Genomic DNA, 17794 nt, shown 5'->3' with positions numbered 1-17794 from the left:
GTCATATATTAGCTTATGATTTAAGATTATTTTATAGAATAAAACTTATACGTATTTCTTATTTCTTTTCCAGAGGAGTACCTCCCAGATTCTGATGATACACAATATGTTGAACCAGATTATGGAAATATATTTCCAGATTGGAATAGCGTCCCAAGTTGTCGAGGCTGTATGTATTGGCATCGCTTGCGTTATTCTTATCCAGCCCGTAAGCATCTTCCCAGATATCGGGTATGCCGTCTCCATCGGTATCGGCCAGAGCCGGTAGTGATTTAAGTACCGGATACCCTTCGGTGTCGGATACTTTATCGATAATACCCGGTTTAGGGCTTGTCGAAATAGATCCGGTGTATGTAGCCGTTCCGGCCTTTAACTCATCGATAATACGTTTGTCTACCGCATCGCGGCGAAGTGACGCTCCCACATATTCGACGACACGCAGATATGCATCTTCCGGCGTATGAGTGGTAACTCTATCGAATGGGAATGGCTCATTCATTTTCATAGCTTGTTTTTCTTCTTCTGTTACGCTCACCGAATGAAAAAATTCATTCCATATTCCCGTAGTCCAGTTATCATTAACCACATTAGGATCGGCTGTCGCATAATTACCTTCTGCGAAGATTCTTGCACTAGGGTCACTTGATAAGATTCTCGCAGTTTTACTGTTTGTTGCAGGTCCGGCCTTATAATAACTGTTTACCAGATTAAATTTTGCGTAAGCTCCGCCGTACGCGCCTTGCCCGCTACCACTCCAATTGTAATAAACATTATTCCTTACGTCGAAATAGCCCTGATAATCATTAGCCAGCGAAGGGCCATCGGCAGACAGATCCGAGATGCGGGGAACACGGCTTCCGTGATGAGCCAGTAATATATGGTGGCAAGAGGCATTATCTCCGCTAAACATGCCGCCATAGCCATGGGCACCTTTTTCGTGTTGCGATTCGTTCAGGCTTTCGGAACCGATAGTCCATTGCACAGTGAAATCTTTTACTCCGTAGAAAGAAACACATTCGTCGACACACCAACTGGAACTTACATGGTCTACTATCCCTTGTTTGAACCACCTTCCACTGATCCCGTCATCCTCATGGTCATCTTTGTCATCTCCTGTGCGACAACGGATGAAACGTATTGATACATTATCGATATTGGAACCGATTTCGAGCTGATAGTTTTTCAGTGTTATACCATCCCCCGGAGCTGTTTGTCCCACAATACTCACATTCGGCTCTACAATTCCCAGTTTTCTTTTCAGTTCGATAGTTCCCGAAACGTCGAATACTATAATTCTTGGCTCTGTTATATCGAGGCCGTATCTCAGGCTTCCCGGAATAGAAGTTTCTCCTTTTGCATAGTCTTTCAGGTTAGTCACATGGTAAACTATTCCTCCACGTCCACCTGTAGTAAACCGGCCTCCCCCTTCTGCTCCCGGAAAGGCAAGAGCCGAGACACTTATATCATCTCCGATACGAGGATTCGGTTTGCCGTACTGGAACAATGTCACTGTTTCGGAAAGGGTGACATTTGTTATTTTTACATCGGCTGTCCTTGGAAAATCGGATTGATCATTATCTTTCAACTTCAATACAATTTGAGTGGAAGTAGAAGCTTCTTCATCCCACGTTATCCAGTCTTCATCAGTCGTGATACTGTATTTCGTGGCAAATTCTCCCAGATCAACAGGTATAGCCAGGGTTTCGCAACGGAACGGAACAATAAACTCATCTTGTTCAAGACTCAAGAATGCAACGGATTCTTCCTGAACTATTTCAATAGTCCGGTTTATAACATACCCTTCTTTCGAACGTATAACTGCTTTCCCTGTCCTCTTCACATCGGAGTTAGGCGCTATTATAAGTTTACATTCTTCGGTCACAAACGCAGCTTTTACTTTCTCTTTATCCTCAACTGTAATCCAGTCATATTCTTCATCAATGGATACTTCCCACTCGGTATTGGAAGTAATACTGACTAAAATCTCTCCTCCCTGGAAAGGCAGGATATCCTTAGAATATTCTATCAGAATGTCAGGATTGGCTCCCAGTTGATTTACTTCCAGCTCCTTAGATGTAGTAGAACCATTCAGGCTTTGCGACACCTTGATTTTCCCTTTGCGGGTATCACCGTCTATATTCTCAGTTACCATAATGCGAATGGGACTGTCCCCATTTCCCGAAGAAGGGGAAAGGTTTATCCAGTCGGCACCGCTTTCTACCGTGGCAGTCCAGGATCCGCCGGAGGTTACTGATATTGTTCCGGAACCCTCTATATTAGCCAGATTTACGGTTTCTTTGGACAACGCAAATTCTTTTGCCGATTCGGCGTTACTTGCAGCATCGTCATCGGAACAGCTAAAGAATAAGATTCCTGATATTATTATAATAAGAATTTTCTTCATTTTTATTCGGTTTTTATAAGGATGAGGATATTCTATTCCCCATCCTTCGTAAATGAATAGCTGTTAATCTAACCAGCGAGGGTCGCCAATTCTGTTTGTATATACTGCTGAGGTTTTATCCTTGATAGTGAGGTCACCTGTAGCAACGTTATTAAAGAGGGCATCTTTTGCGACAGTAACTATAGGCAGTTCCGATGTATCCACACCCCAGTTGCTCATTACAAAATCACTTGTGTAATAATTATTGGTAATGTCTTTGACTGTATTACCAGATAGGTACATCCAACGTCCTTGTCCGGCAACCGAGATCCCCGAGAACAGATTATTCCGGCAAGTGACTGTGATAGTCGGCGCACCACCATCGGCACGTAAGTCAAATATTGTTATATTGGCATTACCTTCGCGAATAAAGGTGCTGTTAGTAATTGTTACAGTCATTGATTCGGTCTGCCCTCGTGTTCCTCCTATATACGAGTTCCGTAAACCAGTTCCTAATACGTGCATCGTAGTATTATTTATCACAATATTGCGGATAGGATTACCGTTAGCCATACTTATAGTAGAATAATTTTGCTCAGTGGCAAGGTTAAGCATCCTCACGTCATCAATAATGAAATTATCTATAAACTGAAGATCGGCAGTTGATGCCTGTCCACGGAAAATATTCCTTACAATATTATCGATATAACAACCACGAAGTATAATATCTTTAACATAGAAAGCAGAAGTCGAATTCAGATTGAAAAGATAGCTCTCGGCTGCCTGTACATCTAAACCTTCGATATTGATATAGTCCATATTTCCCTCTATATTATTTATGCCAAAGTTCAATATAGCCTTTGCTTCTCCTTCTTTCGGTATCTGTCCCAGAATCGAAAGGCTTTTTGATACTGTTATCCGTCCGAGGTTATATGTAGCATCCGCTTTCAGATAAAGTTTGATTTCGGTTATAGATGCATCGCCAGCCATTTCATTATATATGGCCTGTATATCATCGGTAGGAGCTACATAGGTATATCCATCGGGCACGATAAACGGAGGTGCAGGGTTGAGTTCTTCATCTGTCCAGTCTTCTGCCAGAATAGTAACCTTGTAATCCTGAATAACAGGATTATCCGTGTCGTTGAGCTGGAATTCTACCAATGTGATGGTATCGCCCCATACCTGCACCGATCCGCCAAGCTCGCGGCTATGTACAATATTCCCGTTATTATCCAGCATTTCGAAACGGACATCAACTCCATTCTGCGCATCCTTCGTTTTGAAAATAATGAAATCATCTGTATAATTCACACCACCGGTAGCCGTCGCCTTCGAACGGGTTATATCTACCGGAGATTCTATATAAGTTTCATCTATAACATTATAACCCGACCTCTGGACTGTAACTACAGCACGCACTGTCGTATAACTCTTATCGGCTTTGGTGTCGGTAGCCCTCAGGCGCAAAGTCCCTGTCCGGCTAATCATATCGAGTTTCAGTATCTCATCGAAAGGAGAATTATATTGCACTGCCGCCGAAATTTCTACTTTTTGGTCGGCATTTGGAAACTGTTTTATTACAAGATTATTGAGATTAGTAGCAATGACCGAATCCGGTATTAGCGTTGCAGGAGCCGGGGTTGCAACAAAGCGGTAGCCCCCATTTTCAAGAGAAAAACGATAATGGCTACTGTAATTGGCTACAAAATCGCCTTCATTTGCCTTATATATAAAAAATGGCTTGGTCGATATTCCGGGATTTAAACTCCATGCTTTACCATTCAGGGTCAAATCGAATTGCCGGACGACAGAGGTCTCATATTTATAGTCCTCGGAACAGGCAAAAGAAAGGAATAAAATAAACAGACCTGTTATTGTATATAGTATGTTTCTTTTCATAAGATTCAATAAAAGTTAAAATTGATATTCCTGAACACTTATTCCACGAGAGGTATTCACACTCTTCAAACGTGTGGTTGGAAGAGGATTTTCCAGATAATCGCTATCCAGAATCGGCATGTTAACCACAATACGCTTCGATGCTACATAAGCGAGAGATACATCCAACGGACGCAAAGTGCGGGTTACTTCATTATTCTCTTTCAAATAAATAACCTCTATATTTCCAAGAATATCAGCGGGCGAAGGATAAGAATATACCGATGCTTTATACCCATCCGCCAGCCTGGTATTTACTGTCGCATTGCCTGTAATATACTCTCCTGTGCCCGGCTTATATCCGATAACCACGTTATTGAATACCACATCCAATGCATCGAAGGCTGTTATGGCTGAAAGTTCCGCCGAAGTTTCAGTCGGTTGCAAAAGAGCCTGTCCTACCATTCGTTTCAGTTCCAATGTTACTTCATTAACCGATTTATCCGATACAAAAGATTTGATTTCCGACATAAAGATTTCTTTCTGGCAATTCTCATCCTGATACACGGCAACTTTCGTAAGGCTATCTGCATCGAGAACCTCTCCTGCATTGGCCACAGCAAAAGTTTTGAGATTTTCGCCCAGAGGTACCTCTATCTGCAATTCTCCATTATTTACAGGAAGATTTTTCCCATATACCAATGAATCATTCAGGTACACATAAATTCCCAATTCGGTGATGTTATTCTCCGCAAATGTTAAGAGACTGGCTTGACTAAAGCCTATACTCATCGATTTTTTAGTTGGTTGAGTATCCTGTTGCCCGTTATAATCCCATTCATTATCATCCTGACCAGAGCAGGAAGATATTAGAATCAAGGCTGACAGAAACAATAAACTAATTAAATGTTTCATAATGCATTAGCTTTTAATTTAGGGTTAGTTATTTTTTTTTTTTCGTTTTTACTCAATACTTCTTACCGAAGAATAAATGTGATTTGTTCAATAATGGAGTTTGTTCAGTGCATTCATTGTGTTTCATTTTTATCGATTCAGGTTAATTTCTATAATATCTGTTATGCAATATTAAAGGTTATTCACAAATTCATATAGTGGTTTTTCGGCATTTTTCAGGGGGTAAATTGGAAGAAATAATCTCAGCCATAAATATGTAAACATTTAACAATAAATAAATTGCCCATCACCCCCTATTTATACCTAACAGACATCATTCTTTTTATTGCAGTTTTACATTCATCTTAACAAGATCTTCATCTCCGGAACTACCTCCTACTAAAATATCGAAATCTCCTGCTGATATTTCTACTGCCTGATTATTTTCATTCCACCACTCAAATTGTTTGCCGGTAAGTTCAAAAACCACAGTTTTGGTTTTTCCCGAAGGGATGAAAACACGTTCAAAGGCACGCAATGTTTTAATAGGGCCGGATATGTCATTTTTCTTTCTCAGATAAACCTGCACTACTTCCTCTCCGTCGATTTTCCCCTTGTTTGTTACAGGGATAGTCAGTTTTACTTTTTCACCGGCTTTTACCTTATTTTTATTTAATGCGGGTTTACCATACTGAAAGCTTGTATAGCTTAAACCATATCCGAATGGGAAAAGTGGAGTCTCAGCCATATAGCGGTAAGTACGTCCTTTCATGTCATAATTTTCAAAATCGGGGAGCTGATCAACATTACGATAGAATGTAACTGGCAAACGCCCTGCCGGATTATAATTACCAAAAAGGACATCCGCTACGGCTTTACCTCCCGATTGTCCCGGATACCATGCCTGCAGAATAGCTTCGCAATTTTCTATTTCCGGCTCCATACCGATAGGAGAACCCGAGCAATTAACGAAGACTACTTTTTTACCTGCTTCATGCAATGCTCTGATAAACTCACGTTGTATGGCAGGCAATTCGATATCTGTGCGATCACCTTTTTTAAATCCGGGTAAATTCACTCCCATTTCTTCCCCTTCCAGTAAAGGAGAAATACCCCCGACAAAGATCACTACCCCGGCATCTTTTACTTTTGCCACAGACTTATCAATATTTATTTCTTCCTTATAACCAAAATCGAAATTCAACTGGGCGTCACCTCTGTTATAATCAAAATCTATCTGTATATCGTATGGCTTTCCGGCCTCCACCTTCATGGAATGTCCCATCTTACGGCTTCCGTGATTTGCCCGGGTACCTTTTACTTCTTTTTTATCTATCAATAAATTGACAGTACCATTCACATAAAAGTCAAAAACAACTTCTCCTGATTTTTCGGGAGTAAATGTCGTATTGTAAGAGGCTGAGAAGTCAGTCAGGTTAACCCCTGATGCAAACACTGTAGCTCCTAATGTACAGAAATTGAAAGGAGTGGATATTTGTGTTGTAACATCGGGTTGTCCGCTCCTGTCCATATTATTCCAGTATTTTGCACTAAAGCCCTGCCCATTTTCCGAGCGGCATTGATTGAATGCACTTTCCATCAATGTGTTTTCGACTAAAGCACACCCCTGTTCGTATATCAGTTTATCATTTACCCCTAAAGCAGCACGTATGCCTTCTAATATTGTAATTGTCCGGGCCGGAGTCCCATTGTAATTTCCCCACTGCATTACCGAATCATTTGCGTTCGGCCCCATCACGGCGACTGTCAATCCTCCCTGCTTCAATGGTAGAACACCATTTTTGTTGAGGAGAAGTGTCATCGACTTTCTGGCTATATCCAATGCAATTGCGTCATGCTTCTCAGAAGCCACTACCGAATATGGAATCTTAGACCATGAAACATCTTCATTCCTATCCATTTCTCCTAACTGAAAACGGGCTTTAAGTAACCTCCTTACAGAAACATCTATATCTTCTTCTTTTATATATCCTTTCCTTGCACTCTCTACCAATGCCTTGTAACTTGATCCGCAATCGAGATCTGTCCCGCTCAGCACAGCTGCGGCCGAAGCTGTTGCCGCATCGGGGTGGGTGCCATGAGCATTTTCCCCGTAAAAATCGCGAATAGCACCACAATCTGCCACTACAATCCCAGAGAAACCCCATTTTTCACGCAATATCCGATTTAGCAATCTGTTGCTTCCACAACAAGGTTCGTCTTCGAAGCGGTTGTAAGCACACATCACTTCTTTTACTCCGGCTTCCTTTACCAATGCTTCGAAAGCGGGAAGATATGTTTCCCACAAATCGCGCGGATTGATATTTTTTGCATTGAAAGAATGCCTGTTCCATTCTGGCCCTGAGTGTACTGCAAAATGCTTGGCGCACGCATGTAGCTTATCATACTTTTCACCGGACACCCCCTGAAGTCCTCTGACAGCGGCAATTCCCATCAGACTGGTCAGATATGGATCTTCTCCATAAGTTTCGATACCTCTTCCCCATCGTGGATCACGGAAAATATTTATAGTAGGAGTCCACATCGTTAAACCCTGATACCTTCCGAAATCACCTTGTGATGAAAAATAATTATGTTTGGCCCGTCCTTCGTCCGACACGGCGTCGAATACTTCCAGAACTGCTTTGTCATCAAATGTCGCAGCCATACCTATCGGCTGAGGAAAAACCGTAGCCAGTCCGGCACGGGCGACACCGTGCAGAGCTTCGTTCCACCAGTTATACGGTTTGATGCCCAACCTTTCTATCGGCCTCGACGCATCCTGCATCAAAAGCACTTTTTCTTCTAATGTCAACCGACTCAGTAAATCCTCCACACGCTCATCGAAGCTTAATTGCTGATTCTTATAAGCTTCCTGCGCAATAGAATTTATACATGCAACAGAGGAAATTAAAAGAATCAGAGTCGTTATCGCTATTTTTTTCATGGTTTGGTATTTCTTTATTTATATGGTTATTTCGACAGATATCCAGGTATGTTTATGTTGTCAGACCTGTCTCCGTTTATCATTACTGTCCGTTCTATTTTATCAGGATGCTTAAATCCTTCTACATTCATATTCTTTACATTGTTTAAAATTAAAGCAGGGCCCGTTTCAGGGTAAATCTCTACATTCCTGAAACTGACTTTATCAGCATCGGAAAGTTCGGCACCCAGCTTGGCGGTGATAACTGTGTTTTCTATATTGATATTGGAAATATTCATTTCGGGAAGGCCGTTAAAAAGCATTGCTTTATTTGAGTTCCGTGAAATAATGCCGTCTATATAAATGTTTCTGAATACAGGCGTAGTCTCATTGACAAGAGGTATCTCATCTTCTTTTCTTTTGGTAAAGTAATACAAGTCGAAAGATAGCGGTTCGTATATGATGTCGAACATATTAATATTCTTTACATAGATATTTTCTACTACCCCACCCCGGCCACGCGCACTTTTGAAACGCAATCCGATGTTCGTTCCCATAAACTGGCAATTCGAGACGGATATGTTTTTTACTCCACCGGACATTTCACTGCCGACAACAAATCCCCCATGTCCTTTGAATACCCTGCAATTTTCGATTATTACATTTTCGGTAGGACGTCCACGCTTACGGCCTTCTTCATCTTTTCCCGATTTTATACATATGGCGTCATCGCCCACATCGAAAGAACAGTTTACAACGATCACATCTTTGCATGATTCGATGTCTACTCCGTCGCCATTCTGCGCATAGGAAGGATTTCTTACATTCACATTATCCATAATCAGGTTTTCGCACATTAAAGGATGTATGTTCCAACTGGGCGAGTTTTCGAAAAGGACTCCTTCCAGCAGAATGTTTTTACAATTGATAAAGCTAACCATCACCGGACGCAAAAAATCTTTTATCGACAGCCATTCTTCTTCTGTTAAGGATGCCTTATCCATGCCATCTCCTTTCAGCGCCTTTTCTGACGGAAACCACATATTCTGATCCTTTAATACGCCGCCGGATCTTACAACAGCCTTCCAATGACTTTCCGTAACTTTCATTTTTTTTAATGGACGCCATGCGTCTCCCGAACCATTTATCACCCCCTCTCCGGTTATAGCAATATTCTCAATATCCTTTGCTGAAACCGGTGACTGACACCGCCGGGTTTCACTCCCTTCATAAACCGTTTTTACAAGAGGATAAAGATCGAAATCGGGAGAAAACAATATCAATGCTCCTTTTTCCAGATGTAAATTTATATTCGACCGGAAGACAATTGGCCCGGTAAACCAGATACCGGAAGGGACAATTAATGTGCCGCCACCCTTTTTCGACAAGCTTTGCATCGCACTTTCAAATGCAGCGGTATTTAAGGTCTTTCCGTCGGAAACTCCTCCATATTCTGTAATATATACTTTATTATCAGGGAAGGAAGGCTTTTCAAGTATCTGCATTTCAAAAGGGAGATCTTTATATAAATGATTGTATTTGTTATCTGAATTTCTATTTGTGCAATTAAGAGACTGAATGCTTATTGTCAATAATATCATTACGCAGAATAGATTGTGAGTGTTTTTCTTTAATACAGTTGCCATTTTTTATAAATAAAAGCGATTAATAGTATTTTTTGCTATGCTGCAATATTATACTATCGGCATAAATACCTGTGTTGTTTTTTTGGCATTTATTTGTAGTCAAATTGGCATCATCATGGAAGGACACTGATTATCAACACATAATCTTCTTATTTATCATTGTGCTCTTTGTGGTAAGAAAACGGCCAACCACAAAGAGCACAATGTTTTTACACTACAGTATATTATTAATACATCAGCTTTCTTTAAACTGGTCTTTATACTGGCTGGGCGTCATCCCGAACATATCTTTAAAGCACTGTGTAAAATACCGGATATCGGAAAATCCAACCATATAGGTTACTTCCTTTATTCTGTACTGTTGTGTTTTCAATAACTGCGCGGCATGGCTTATTCTTATTTCTCTGACAAACTCTACCGGAGCCTGTCCTGTCAGGCTTTTCACTTTATTAAAAAAGACTCTGCGGCTCAGATTCGTATTGGCCACCAAACTATCTATCGTGAAATCACTGTTGTCCAGATTATTATATATATCATCTTTCAGCCTGCGGATAAACAGTTCATCCTGTTCTGTTATTTTGCTCTGCTCTACCAGCTTTTGCTCCTCTCCTTGTATTTCGCCGGAATGGTCATTTCCCACATAGGCCGCATATAACTTCCTCTGCTTAATAATGTTATTTATCTTGGCTATCAACAGCTTAACACTGAACGGTTTTGTTATATAATCGTTAGCCCCCGATGTTATGCCCTCCAATTGGTCATCGATATTGGTTTTGGCGGTTAACAGGATGAATGGTATATGACTGGTCTCCTGATTTTCCCTTACTTTCTGGAGGAACTCCATTCCATCTATTTTAGGCATCATTATGTCGCTCAGTATAAAATCGGGCATATATTTTACTGTATTATCATATCCTTCTTTGCCATCCTGTGCTTCATGGACATCATAGTAATCCAACAAGACAGATTTAATAAAGCCTCTCAATTCGTGGTCATCCTCAACAACCAGAACCGATAAACGGTTTTTCTCCTGCACGTGTTCCTCAGAAGGTATAATTTTTTCATTATAAACCTGCCCGGAAACCTTCACTTCGTCACTTATACTGGTTTCTTCGTGAATGATCTCCACATTCTCATCCTTCGAAAAATGCTCCAATCCTGTCTGGAACAAGCATGTAAAACAAGATCCCTCATCTACATTGCTATCAACTATTATTTTCGCATGATGCTTGTCTGTAATTTCCTTTACTATCGACAATCCGATACCCGTACTGGGTTTGCTTTTATCATTATTGTATGAAGCAAAACGGGTAAACAGTTTATTCAAAACCTCTTTACTCATGCCACGTCCCTCGTCTTTCACCTGTATGGCGATATCCTTGTCTTTCCAGAAAAGGTTTACTTCTATTTTACTTCCTTTATCCGTATATTTTATAGAATTGGAGATCAGGTTTGAAACCAGTTTATCGATACTGTCCGGATCGGCCCACATCTTTTGATTGCCAATCGCATTATTAAATTCTATCTCGATATTCTGATTCTCGGCTATCTTGAACAATGTATTACATAGACTGTCAATATGTTGTCCGACAGAAATTTCTTTTACCTGTAACTTTTGTTTTTGTATCTTCCTGAAATCGAGTATCTGGTTTACCATATTGAGCATTCTGCTGGCATTCCTTAATATCAACTGAAGCTGTGGTTTTATGTCGGGGTGAGTCTTCGGATTATCCAGAATGTTTTCTATTGGCGACACAATCATAGTGAGAGGTGTACGGATCTCATGCGATATATCTGTAAAGAAACGCGTCTTCATTTCGGTTTGCTCATGTTCCAGCAAAACTTTATCTCTCATACGGTAGAAAATAAATATCGATCTGAGGATAATATACAGAACAGTAATGAAAGAAATAATATACAACAGGTATGCCCATTTTGTCTGCCAGAACGAAGGAGTTATTATTATTGAAAGATGGCGCTCATTGCCGACCCACGTTCCGTTACTATTTGTCGACCTCACTTTGAAAATATACTCACCCGGCGGAATATTCGTATAGTTTGCAACCCTTTGCGACTGGCAATTAATCCATTCGGTATCAAATCCCTCAAGCATATATGCATAAGAAATACCATTGGGATTGGAGTAATCCAATGCTGCAAATTCCAGACTGAATATATTCTCCTTATGAGTTAATATAACTTCGTTGACATCGTCTATTTTGGTCTTTAATGGGTAATCGTTGTTTGAGACCTTAAACTTAATCAAAGCCAGATATGGAGAGTAAGTGTTCTGTGTTATTTTGTCAGGAAAGAAAGATAATGTTCCATGTGCGCAACCATAAATTAGCTCTCCGTCGTTGGTCAACAAGGGCAATGTTTCCATAAAATACTGATTACTGATTGTCCGGCTGACATCATTGAACAGTTGAAATGATTCGTCTTCGGGATTGAACCGCGACAGGCTGCCTTCGCTGTTTATCCATAAACAGTTCTTATTATCTTCGGTTATCGATAATACGATATCAGAGTGTAATCCATTTTGGGTATCATACGTTTTAAATTTAGAAGGAAAGCCATTGCGATCCCACTCTGTGATTTTAGACATGCCACCTCCGAATGTTGCGATATATATATTGTTTTCTTTGGTCACAAGTATGTTGTGTATATCATTGGCCCTTATACCATCCTCAATTTTGTAGGTTTTCGAATATCTTTTGTAGCTTGATATACTATTATCCTCGTCATCGATAGAAAGGACAATCAGTCCCAGTGTTGAGCCTATATATATTTTTCCGTCATGGCTTTGTACTGTTCTTATCTGGGCTCCTGTCTCGACAGGATAATTTTTGAAATTATTATTTGCATTGATAAACTTCTTATTCTGATGGTCGAACAGGTTTATGCCTCCGCCATACGAACCTATCCATATCCGCCCCTGCCTGTCTTCATGGATCGAGTACACAATGTCGTTGCTCAAACTAAAAATATCGGCAGGATCGTGTTTATACTGCTCTATAAAAAATGATGTTCTGGTACTGTCTTTCGGCCTTAATAAAAATACCCCGTCACCTTTTGTTCCAATCCAGACATTTCCTTTTGTATCCTGCAAAAAAGTGTAGGCCATCGTTTTAAGCAGATCTCCTGATTTTGATATGGAACCGCTCCTTGATAAATATCCTTTGAGATTACGTTTCGGATCGTATATCGATATTATACCATTCAAGTTACCCAGCCATATATTATTACCGGAATCTTCGAGAATAGCCCTGACTTCGAGCCCGGTAATGGAAAGCTTATTGGAATAGAAGTCGTTCAACTTAAACAATGAATTATCGAAAACGACTTTCTCAAGTCCTCCGCTACGCGTGCTTAACCATAAATTGCCTTGCTTATCTAAAAAGGCGTGATGAAGTATATCCGAGAATTTCCATTCCGGTGAATGAGGATTATTATAAAAAGGTACCAGCCTATCCGATTTCTCATCATAAAAAGAAAAACCGCCATGCGGATGCACCCATATATGCCCTATTTTATCTTCGACAATGAAAAACGAAGGGAAAAGGATGCGGTTGTTACCATAATCATTGGGTAAATAATACTTTAGCTTATTGTCTATCAGATTGAATTTTGCTATGCCTTTCGAATTTGTTTCGAGCCATATATTATTGTTACTGTCGATAAAACAGGATAGCATTTCATTGGTAGGTAATTCTTTAAGATTTGATTTATCAAATCTCTTTAAATATGTCCGGTTTATGTCACTTACTAAAAATCCATCCTTTGATGTTAATATAATGAATAGCTTCTCATATATCTTTTTTATGGAAATAATATCAGAATCAACTCCTGTTTCGAACAGATTAAATGTTTTATCATTCTTGTTATAACACCATATTTCACCATTGCCTGCCCCGAACCATATTTCCGAAGCAGTCTCCATAGCTGAGAAAAAGGGCTTCACTTTATCAGATTTTTTCCCACCAGGGAAAAAGACCTCATATTCTCCTTCCGGATTGACTGATGGTGGTATCTTTAGCAATCCATTGTCCGTCAATATCCATGAAAAGTTGTTGCTATCCTCAAAAACAGCATTAACCTTATTATCCGGCAGGTTCTTTTCTTCAAGAGAGAACTGAATGGGAGGACTAATTGAGTCGGGAACGCAAATCGTTCCCATTGTTTCCGAGATAAGCCATACTTTACCCGAAGGCATGGGTATTATCTTTGAAGCTTTGAAAGGTATTTTTCCTGCATTATAGGTAGCTATATATTTTTCTGTCTTGGGATCGAATTTAAAGACTTCATGACTATATGCATTCAGCCATATATAACCATACGCATCCTCTACTATGCGGTGGATACGGTTATTCCCCATTATGACAGAGTCGTTCACCGTGGTTTTATAACCGGTGAAATTGTAACCATCGAATTTACATAGTCCATCCCATGTAGCAAGCCAGATAAATCCCTTTTTATCCTGCATTATACTCATTATAGAACGTTGAGGTAATCCTTCTTCCAGATTATAATGATCGATATGCGATTTCGGTTGCCCGAATACGGGAAAGGGAAATAAGAGGAGAATAAGAAGTATAGTACTGTATGTTTTCATAGTTTATATAGCTGAAGAAGATATAACAAATATAATTTTCTTTATTGGTAAATAAAAGAACCAGATAAGAGTTATAAAGAAGTTAAATGAGATTTTAAAAGACATACATCTAACAATAAGCACATTAACTACAAACCCTGATGTCGAAATTCCAATTTAACATCAAAGAAAAACCAAAAAACCACGGTAATATGCGATTATCATATTTTAATATTGTAATATGTAATCAAAATCAAAGATCAGATCTGAATTTTTCTTTAATATCTTTATCAATAGGGAAAACAATGAGCGAATGTAATAATATGCCGCTGTGCCAATGAAAATTTGAAAAATGAACAACTTGGAAAATAATAAAATATGTAAGATGTGTCAGGTTTTACTCTCTGTCATGCTGGAGCGAAGCGAAGCATCTAGAGGAGATCTTTCGTACCTCAGGATGACAAGAATATAAAAATTAAAATATGTGTCAACTTTGTCAACTTTTAACAATTATAGTTAGTAATTTGTATAACTAATCAATGATATAATAATAATGAGAAAAACACTTTTTACTTTATTTCTGGTACTTTTCTTTAGTGATCTGGTTGGTCAGGAAAATTATGTATCTAAGGTATGGGTAGCTGACCAGGGTAACGGAACTTACAAAAATCCTGTGTTATATGCCGATTATTCCGACCCCGATGCTTGTCGGGTAGGAGACGATTACTATATGACAGCATCCAGTTTCAATTGTATTCCCGGTCTTCCCATTCTTCATTCGAAAGACCTTGTGAACTGGACAATTATAGGACATGCCATCGATAAGATGCCAAAGAATGCAGTGTTTGGAGAAAGTAGTGTCAATCACGGAGGGAATGTCTGGGCTCCGGCCATACGGCATCATAAAGGAGAGTTTTACATCTATTATGGCGATCCCGATATAGGTATTTTTATGACTAAAACTAAAGATCCTGCGGGGGAATGGGAGCCACTTGTTTTAGTGAAAGAAGGAAAAGGACTGATCGACGCCTGTCCGTTCTTCGATGATAATGGCGATGTATATCTTGCCCATGCGTATGCCGGAAGCCGTGCAGAGATAAAGAGTCTGCTGGCAGTCACCCGCCTGACTCCTGACGGGAAAAAGGCGGTAGGAGAATCAAAAATAATATACGACGGACACGACCTCGATCCAACTATCGAAGGGCCTAAATTTTATAAACGGAATGGTTACTATTACATCTTTGCACCGGCAGGTGGCGTTGCCACAGGATGGCAACTGGCGATGCGCTCGAAGGATGTATTTGGCCCATACGAACGAAAAATAGTGATGGCTCAGGGTAATACCATCATCAATGGCCCTCATCAGGGAGCATGGATAGACACCCAAACAGGAGAAGACTGGTTTATACATTTTCAGGATGTGGGAACCTTTGGCCGCCTTGTACACCTGCAACCGATGGTATGGAAGAATGACTGGCCTGTTATCGGTGAAGATAAAGATGGTGATGGTTGCGGCGATCCTGTTTTGACATATAAAAAACCGAATATAGGGAAAACCTATCCGGTTGCTACTCCGGCAGAAAGCGATGAATTTAATACCAATGAACTGGGATTGCAGTGGCAATGGCATTCTAACCCTATGTCGTGGTGGTATTTTACCAATCAGGAGAAAGGATGCTTAAGCCTGTATTCCGTTCCTGTATCTGAAGATTACAAGAACCTTTGGGATGTTCCAAATTTACTCCTTCAGAAAACACCTGCCCCATCGTTTACAGCAACAATGAAATTGACATTTATTCCTAATCCGGGCATAGAGGGAGAGCGCACAGGCCTGGTTGTCATGGGCTTGGATTATGGATTACTTTCCCTCGAAAACACAAAGGACGGACTGGTTTTATCACAAAATGAATGCCTGAAGGCAGACAAAGGCGGAGCAGAGAAGGTAAACGCATCTGTGCCAATAAAGGAGGGGACACTATACCTGCGTGTAAAAGTATCTCCTGATGCAACCTGTGATTTCAGTTATAGTACCGATAATAAAAAATACACAAGTCTCGGTACAACATTTAAGGCTAAAGAAGGCAAATGGATAGGAGCGAAGATCGGAATGTTCTGTAGCCGTCCTATTACGAAAAATGACGGCGGAAGAGTGGATATCGATTGGTTTAAGGTAGATAAATAATAAAGCAACAAGAATTGTCCGAGGTCATAGGATGGGCATGCTGAGAATGATACTTTATATGAGACATAATTACGGACACTGTCTCAAAAAACAAAGCCGGACCCCTAAAAAGTCCGGCTTTATTTTCAATAAGGCCTTATAATATATCTTCTCTTTCTGGTTTAAACTTAGTTCGCTATTTCGACATCGCTTAAATCATTGATTACTAGCTGATATTTGATATAAGATCCAGTTCTTGAACTGTATTTTGTATATATAGCTGTTATGTCAGCCTTTTTACCATCTGCCGGAATCGGCTTAAGTGCAAAATGTGAATAACCACTGGAACGTAAAATCAGATTGTGAGTTGCTTTTGTACTCGATTCTCCAAACTGGAACATTGCAGAGCCATAATAACTGACATTTTCAGAAAAATTCTTGAATGCGTAGGTCGGGTATTCCAATGTCTCAGGTCGCGGAGAAGCAGGTTCTTGTGGTTGAGATCCCGCTGGCTTTCCATTAGCTTCCCAAACAGCCATATCTCCAATATATTTCTTCCATTCTTCTATAACGTCTACAAAGGCATAGGAAGTATATACTGTTTCTTGTCCTAATTCTTGTTTACTTTCCAGAAAAGACGGATACTTATCAGTAGACGAACTACCTGAACCTTCGTCTACAATTGTAACACTTCCCCATTTGCTTTGTACACCTTCGAACCGAACCAACATACCGAGCATATCATCGTTTAATTGGTCTGGAGAAGTAACGACAATGGGATTTACCGGTTCTTCAGGTATCTCTCCTTTGAATATATGCTGGTTGATGGCCAGTTTGGTATCCAGATAACCATTTGGATAATCGCTGTCGGCAGTTCCCGGAATTCCAATGCTCAGGTTATAGCGATAGTCCCCTAAAGTTAAACGATACAAGCTCACATAAATAGTTTGGCCTACAAGATATTCAGTATAATTAGAAGTGGTTCCTATCTTTATTTCAATACCTCCGGTCTCGTCCTGTATATATAGTACACGGTATATATTACCTGATTCATCACTGCTTGTGACTCTTCCTTTAATCATCAGGCTCTTGTCCATCAGTTCGACGCCCTGTCCTATTGTGTTACCGTGAGAAGCTGCATACATGCTTTTCAGCTCTTTTATTGATATAATGTTGTAATCACTAAAGTCAGAGTCGGTATATAGTTTTTCCGGTCCCGGTTCGTCATAATCATGGCAACTGATAAATGCGACAGATATTAGTGATAAGATTAATATATATATTATCCTTTTCATAATTCTACAATCTTTAT

At 40.0% G+C, this 17794-nt stretch carries 8 protein-coding genes; 1 reads left to right on the top strand and 7 read right to left on the bottom strand.

The features are described from left to right. Positions 1-58: 58 nt before the first annotated feature. The 6 genes from GGR21_RS00545 to GGR21_RS00520 form a co-directional block, all read right to left on the bottom strand. Entirely contained in the window at positions 59-2404 is a 2346-nt protein-coding gene (locus GGR21_RS00545) for a BACON domain-containing protein (RefSeq protein WP_183305196.1), read from the bottom strand. A gap of 63 nt (positions 2405-2467) precedes the next feature. Then, the gene (locus tag GGR21_RS00540; RefSeq protein WP_183305195.1) at positions 2468-4285 is read right to left on the bottom strand and encodes a DUF5123 domain-containing protein; all 1818 of its coding nucleotides are present in this window, start codon (positions 4283-4285) and stop codon (positions 2468-2470) included. A 15-nt stretch (positions 4286-4300) separates the two neighbouring features. Further along, positions 4301-5179 (bottom strand): hypothetical protein, encoded by an 879-nt coding sequence (locus GGR21_RS00535; RefSeq protein WP_183305194.1) that lies wholly within the window; start codon positions 5177-5179, stop codon positions 4301-4303. Positions 5180-5501: 322 nt separating this feature from the next. After that, positions 5502-8105 (bottom strand): xylan 1,4-beta-xylosidase, encoded by a 2604-nt coding sequence (xyl3A, locus tag GGR21_RS00530; RefSeq protein ID WP_183305193.1) that lies wholly within the window; start codon positions 8103-8105, stop codon positions 5502-5504. A 26-nt stretch (positions 8106-8131) separates the two neighbouring features. After that, entirely contained in the window at positions 8132-9730 is a 1599-nt protein-coding gene (locus GGR21_RS00525) for a glycoside hydrolase family 28 protein (RefSeq protein ID WP_394353449.1), read from the bottom strand. Between the two features lie 235 nt (positions 9731-9965). Continuing rightward, positions 9966-14342 carry a hybrid sensor histidine kinase/response regulator transcription factor gene (locus GGR21_RS00520; RefSeq protein WP_183305192.1) on the bottom strand — a complete coding sequence of 1459 codons (4377 nt, stop codon included), beginning with the start codon at positions 14340-14342 and terminating at the stop codon, positions 9966-9968. A 532-nt stretch (positions 14343-14874) separates the two neighbouring features. On the opposite strand from GGR21_RS00520, the gene GGR21_RS00515 reads away from it, so the two are divergent. After that, positions 14875-16503 carry a glycoside hydrolase family 43 protein gene (locus tag GGR21_RS00515; RefSeq protein WP_183305191.1) on the top strand — a complete coding sequence of 543 codons (1629 nt, stop codon included), beginning with the start codon at positions 14875-14877 and terminating at the stop codon, positions 16501-16503. 167 nt (positions 16504-16670) lie between these two features. On the opposite strand, the gene GGR21_RS00510 is transcribed toward GGR21_RS00515, so the two are convergent. Beyond that, a complete protein-coding gene (locus tag GGR21_RS00510; protein ID WP_183305190.1) occupies positions 16671-17777 on the bottom strand; it encodes a DUF5689 domain-containing protein in 1107 nt (368 codons plus the stop codon). Positions 17778-17794: the final 17 nt, after the last annotated feature.

Origin of the sequence: Dysgonomonas hofstadii, from assembly GCF_014196915.1 — a bacterium.
GTDB classification, from domain to species: domain Bacteria; phylum Bacteroidota; class Bacteroidia; order Bacteroidales; family Dysgonomonadaceae; genus Dysgonomonas; species Dysgonomonas hofstadii.
The sequence above is the reverse complement of the archived record's forward strand: the minus strand, read 5'-3'. Positions and strand labels throughout refer to the sequence as shown.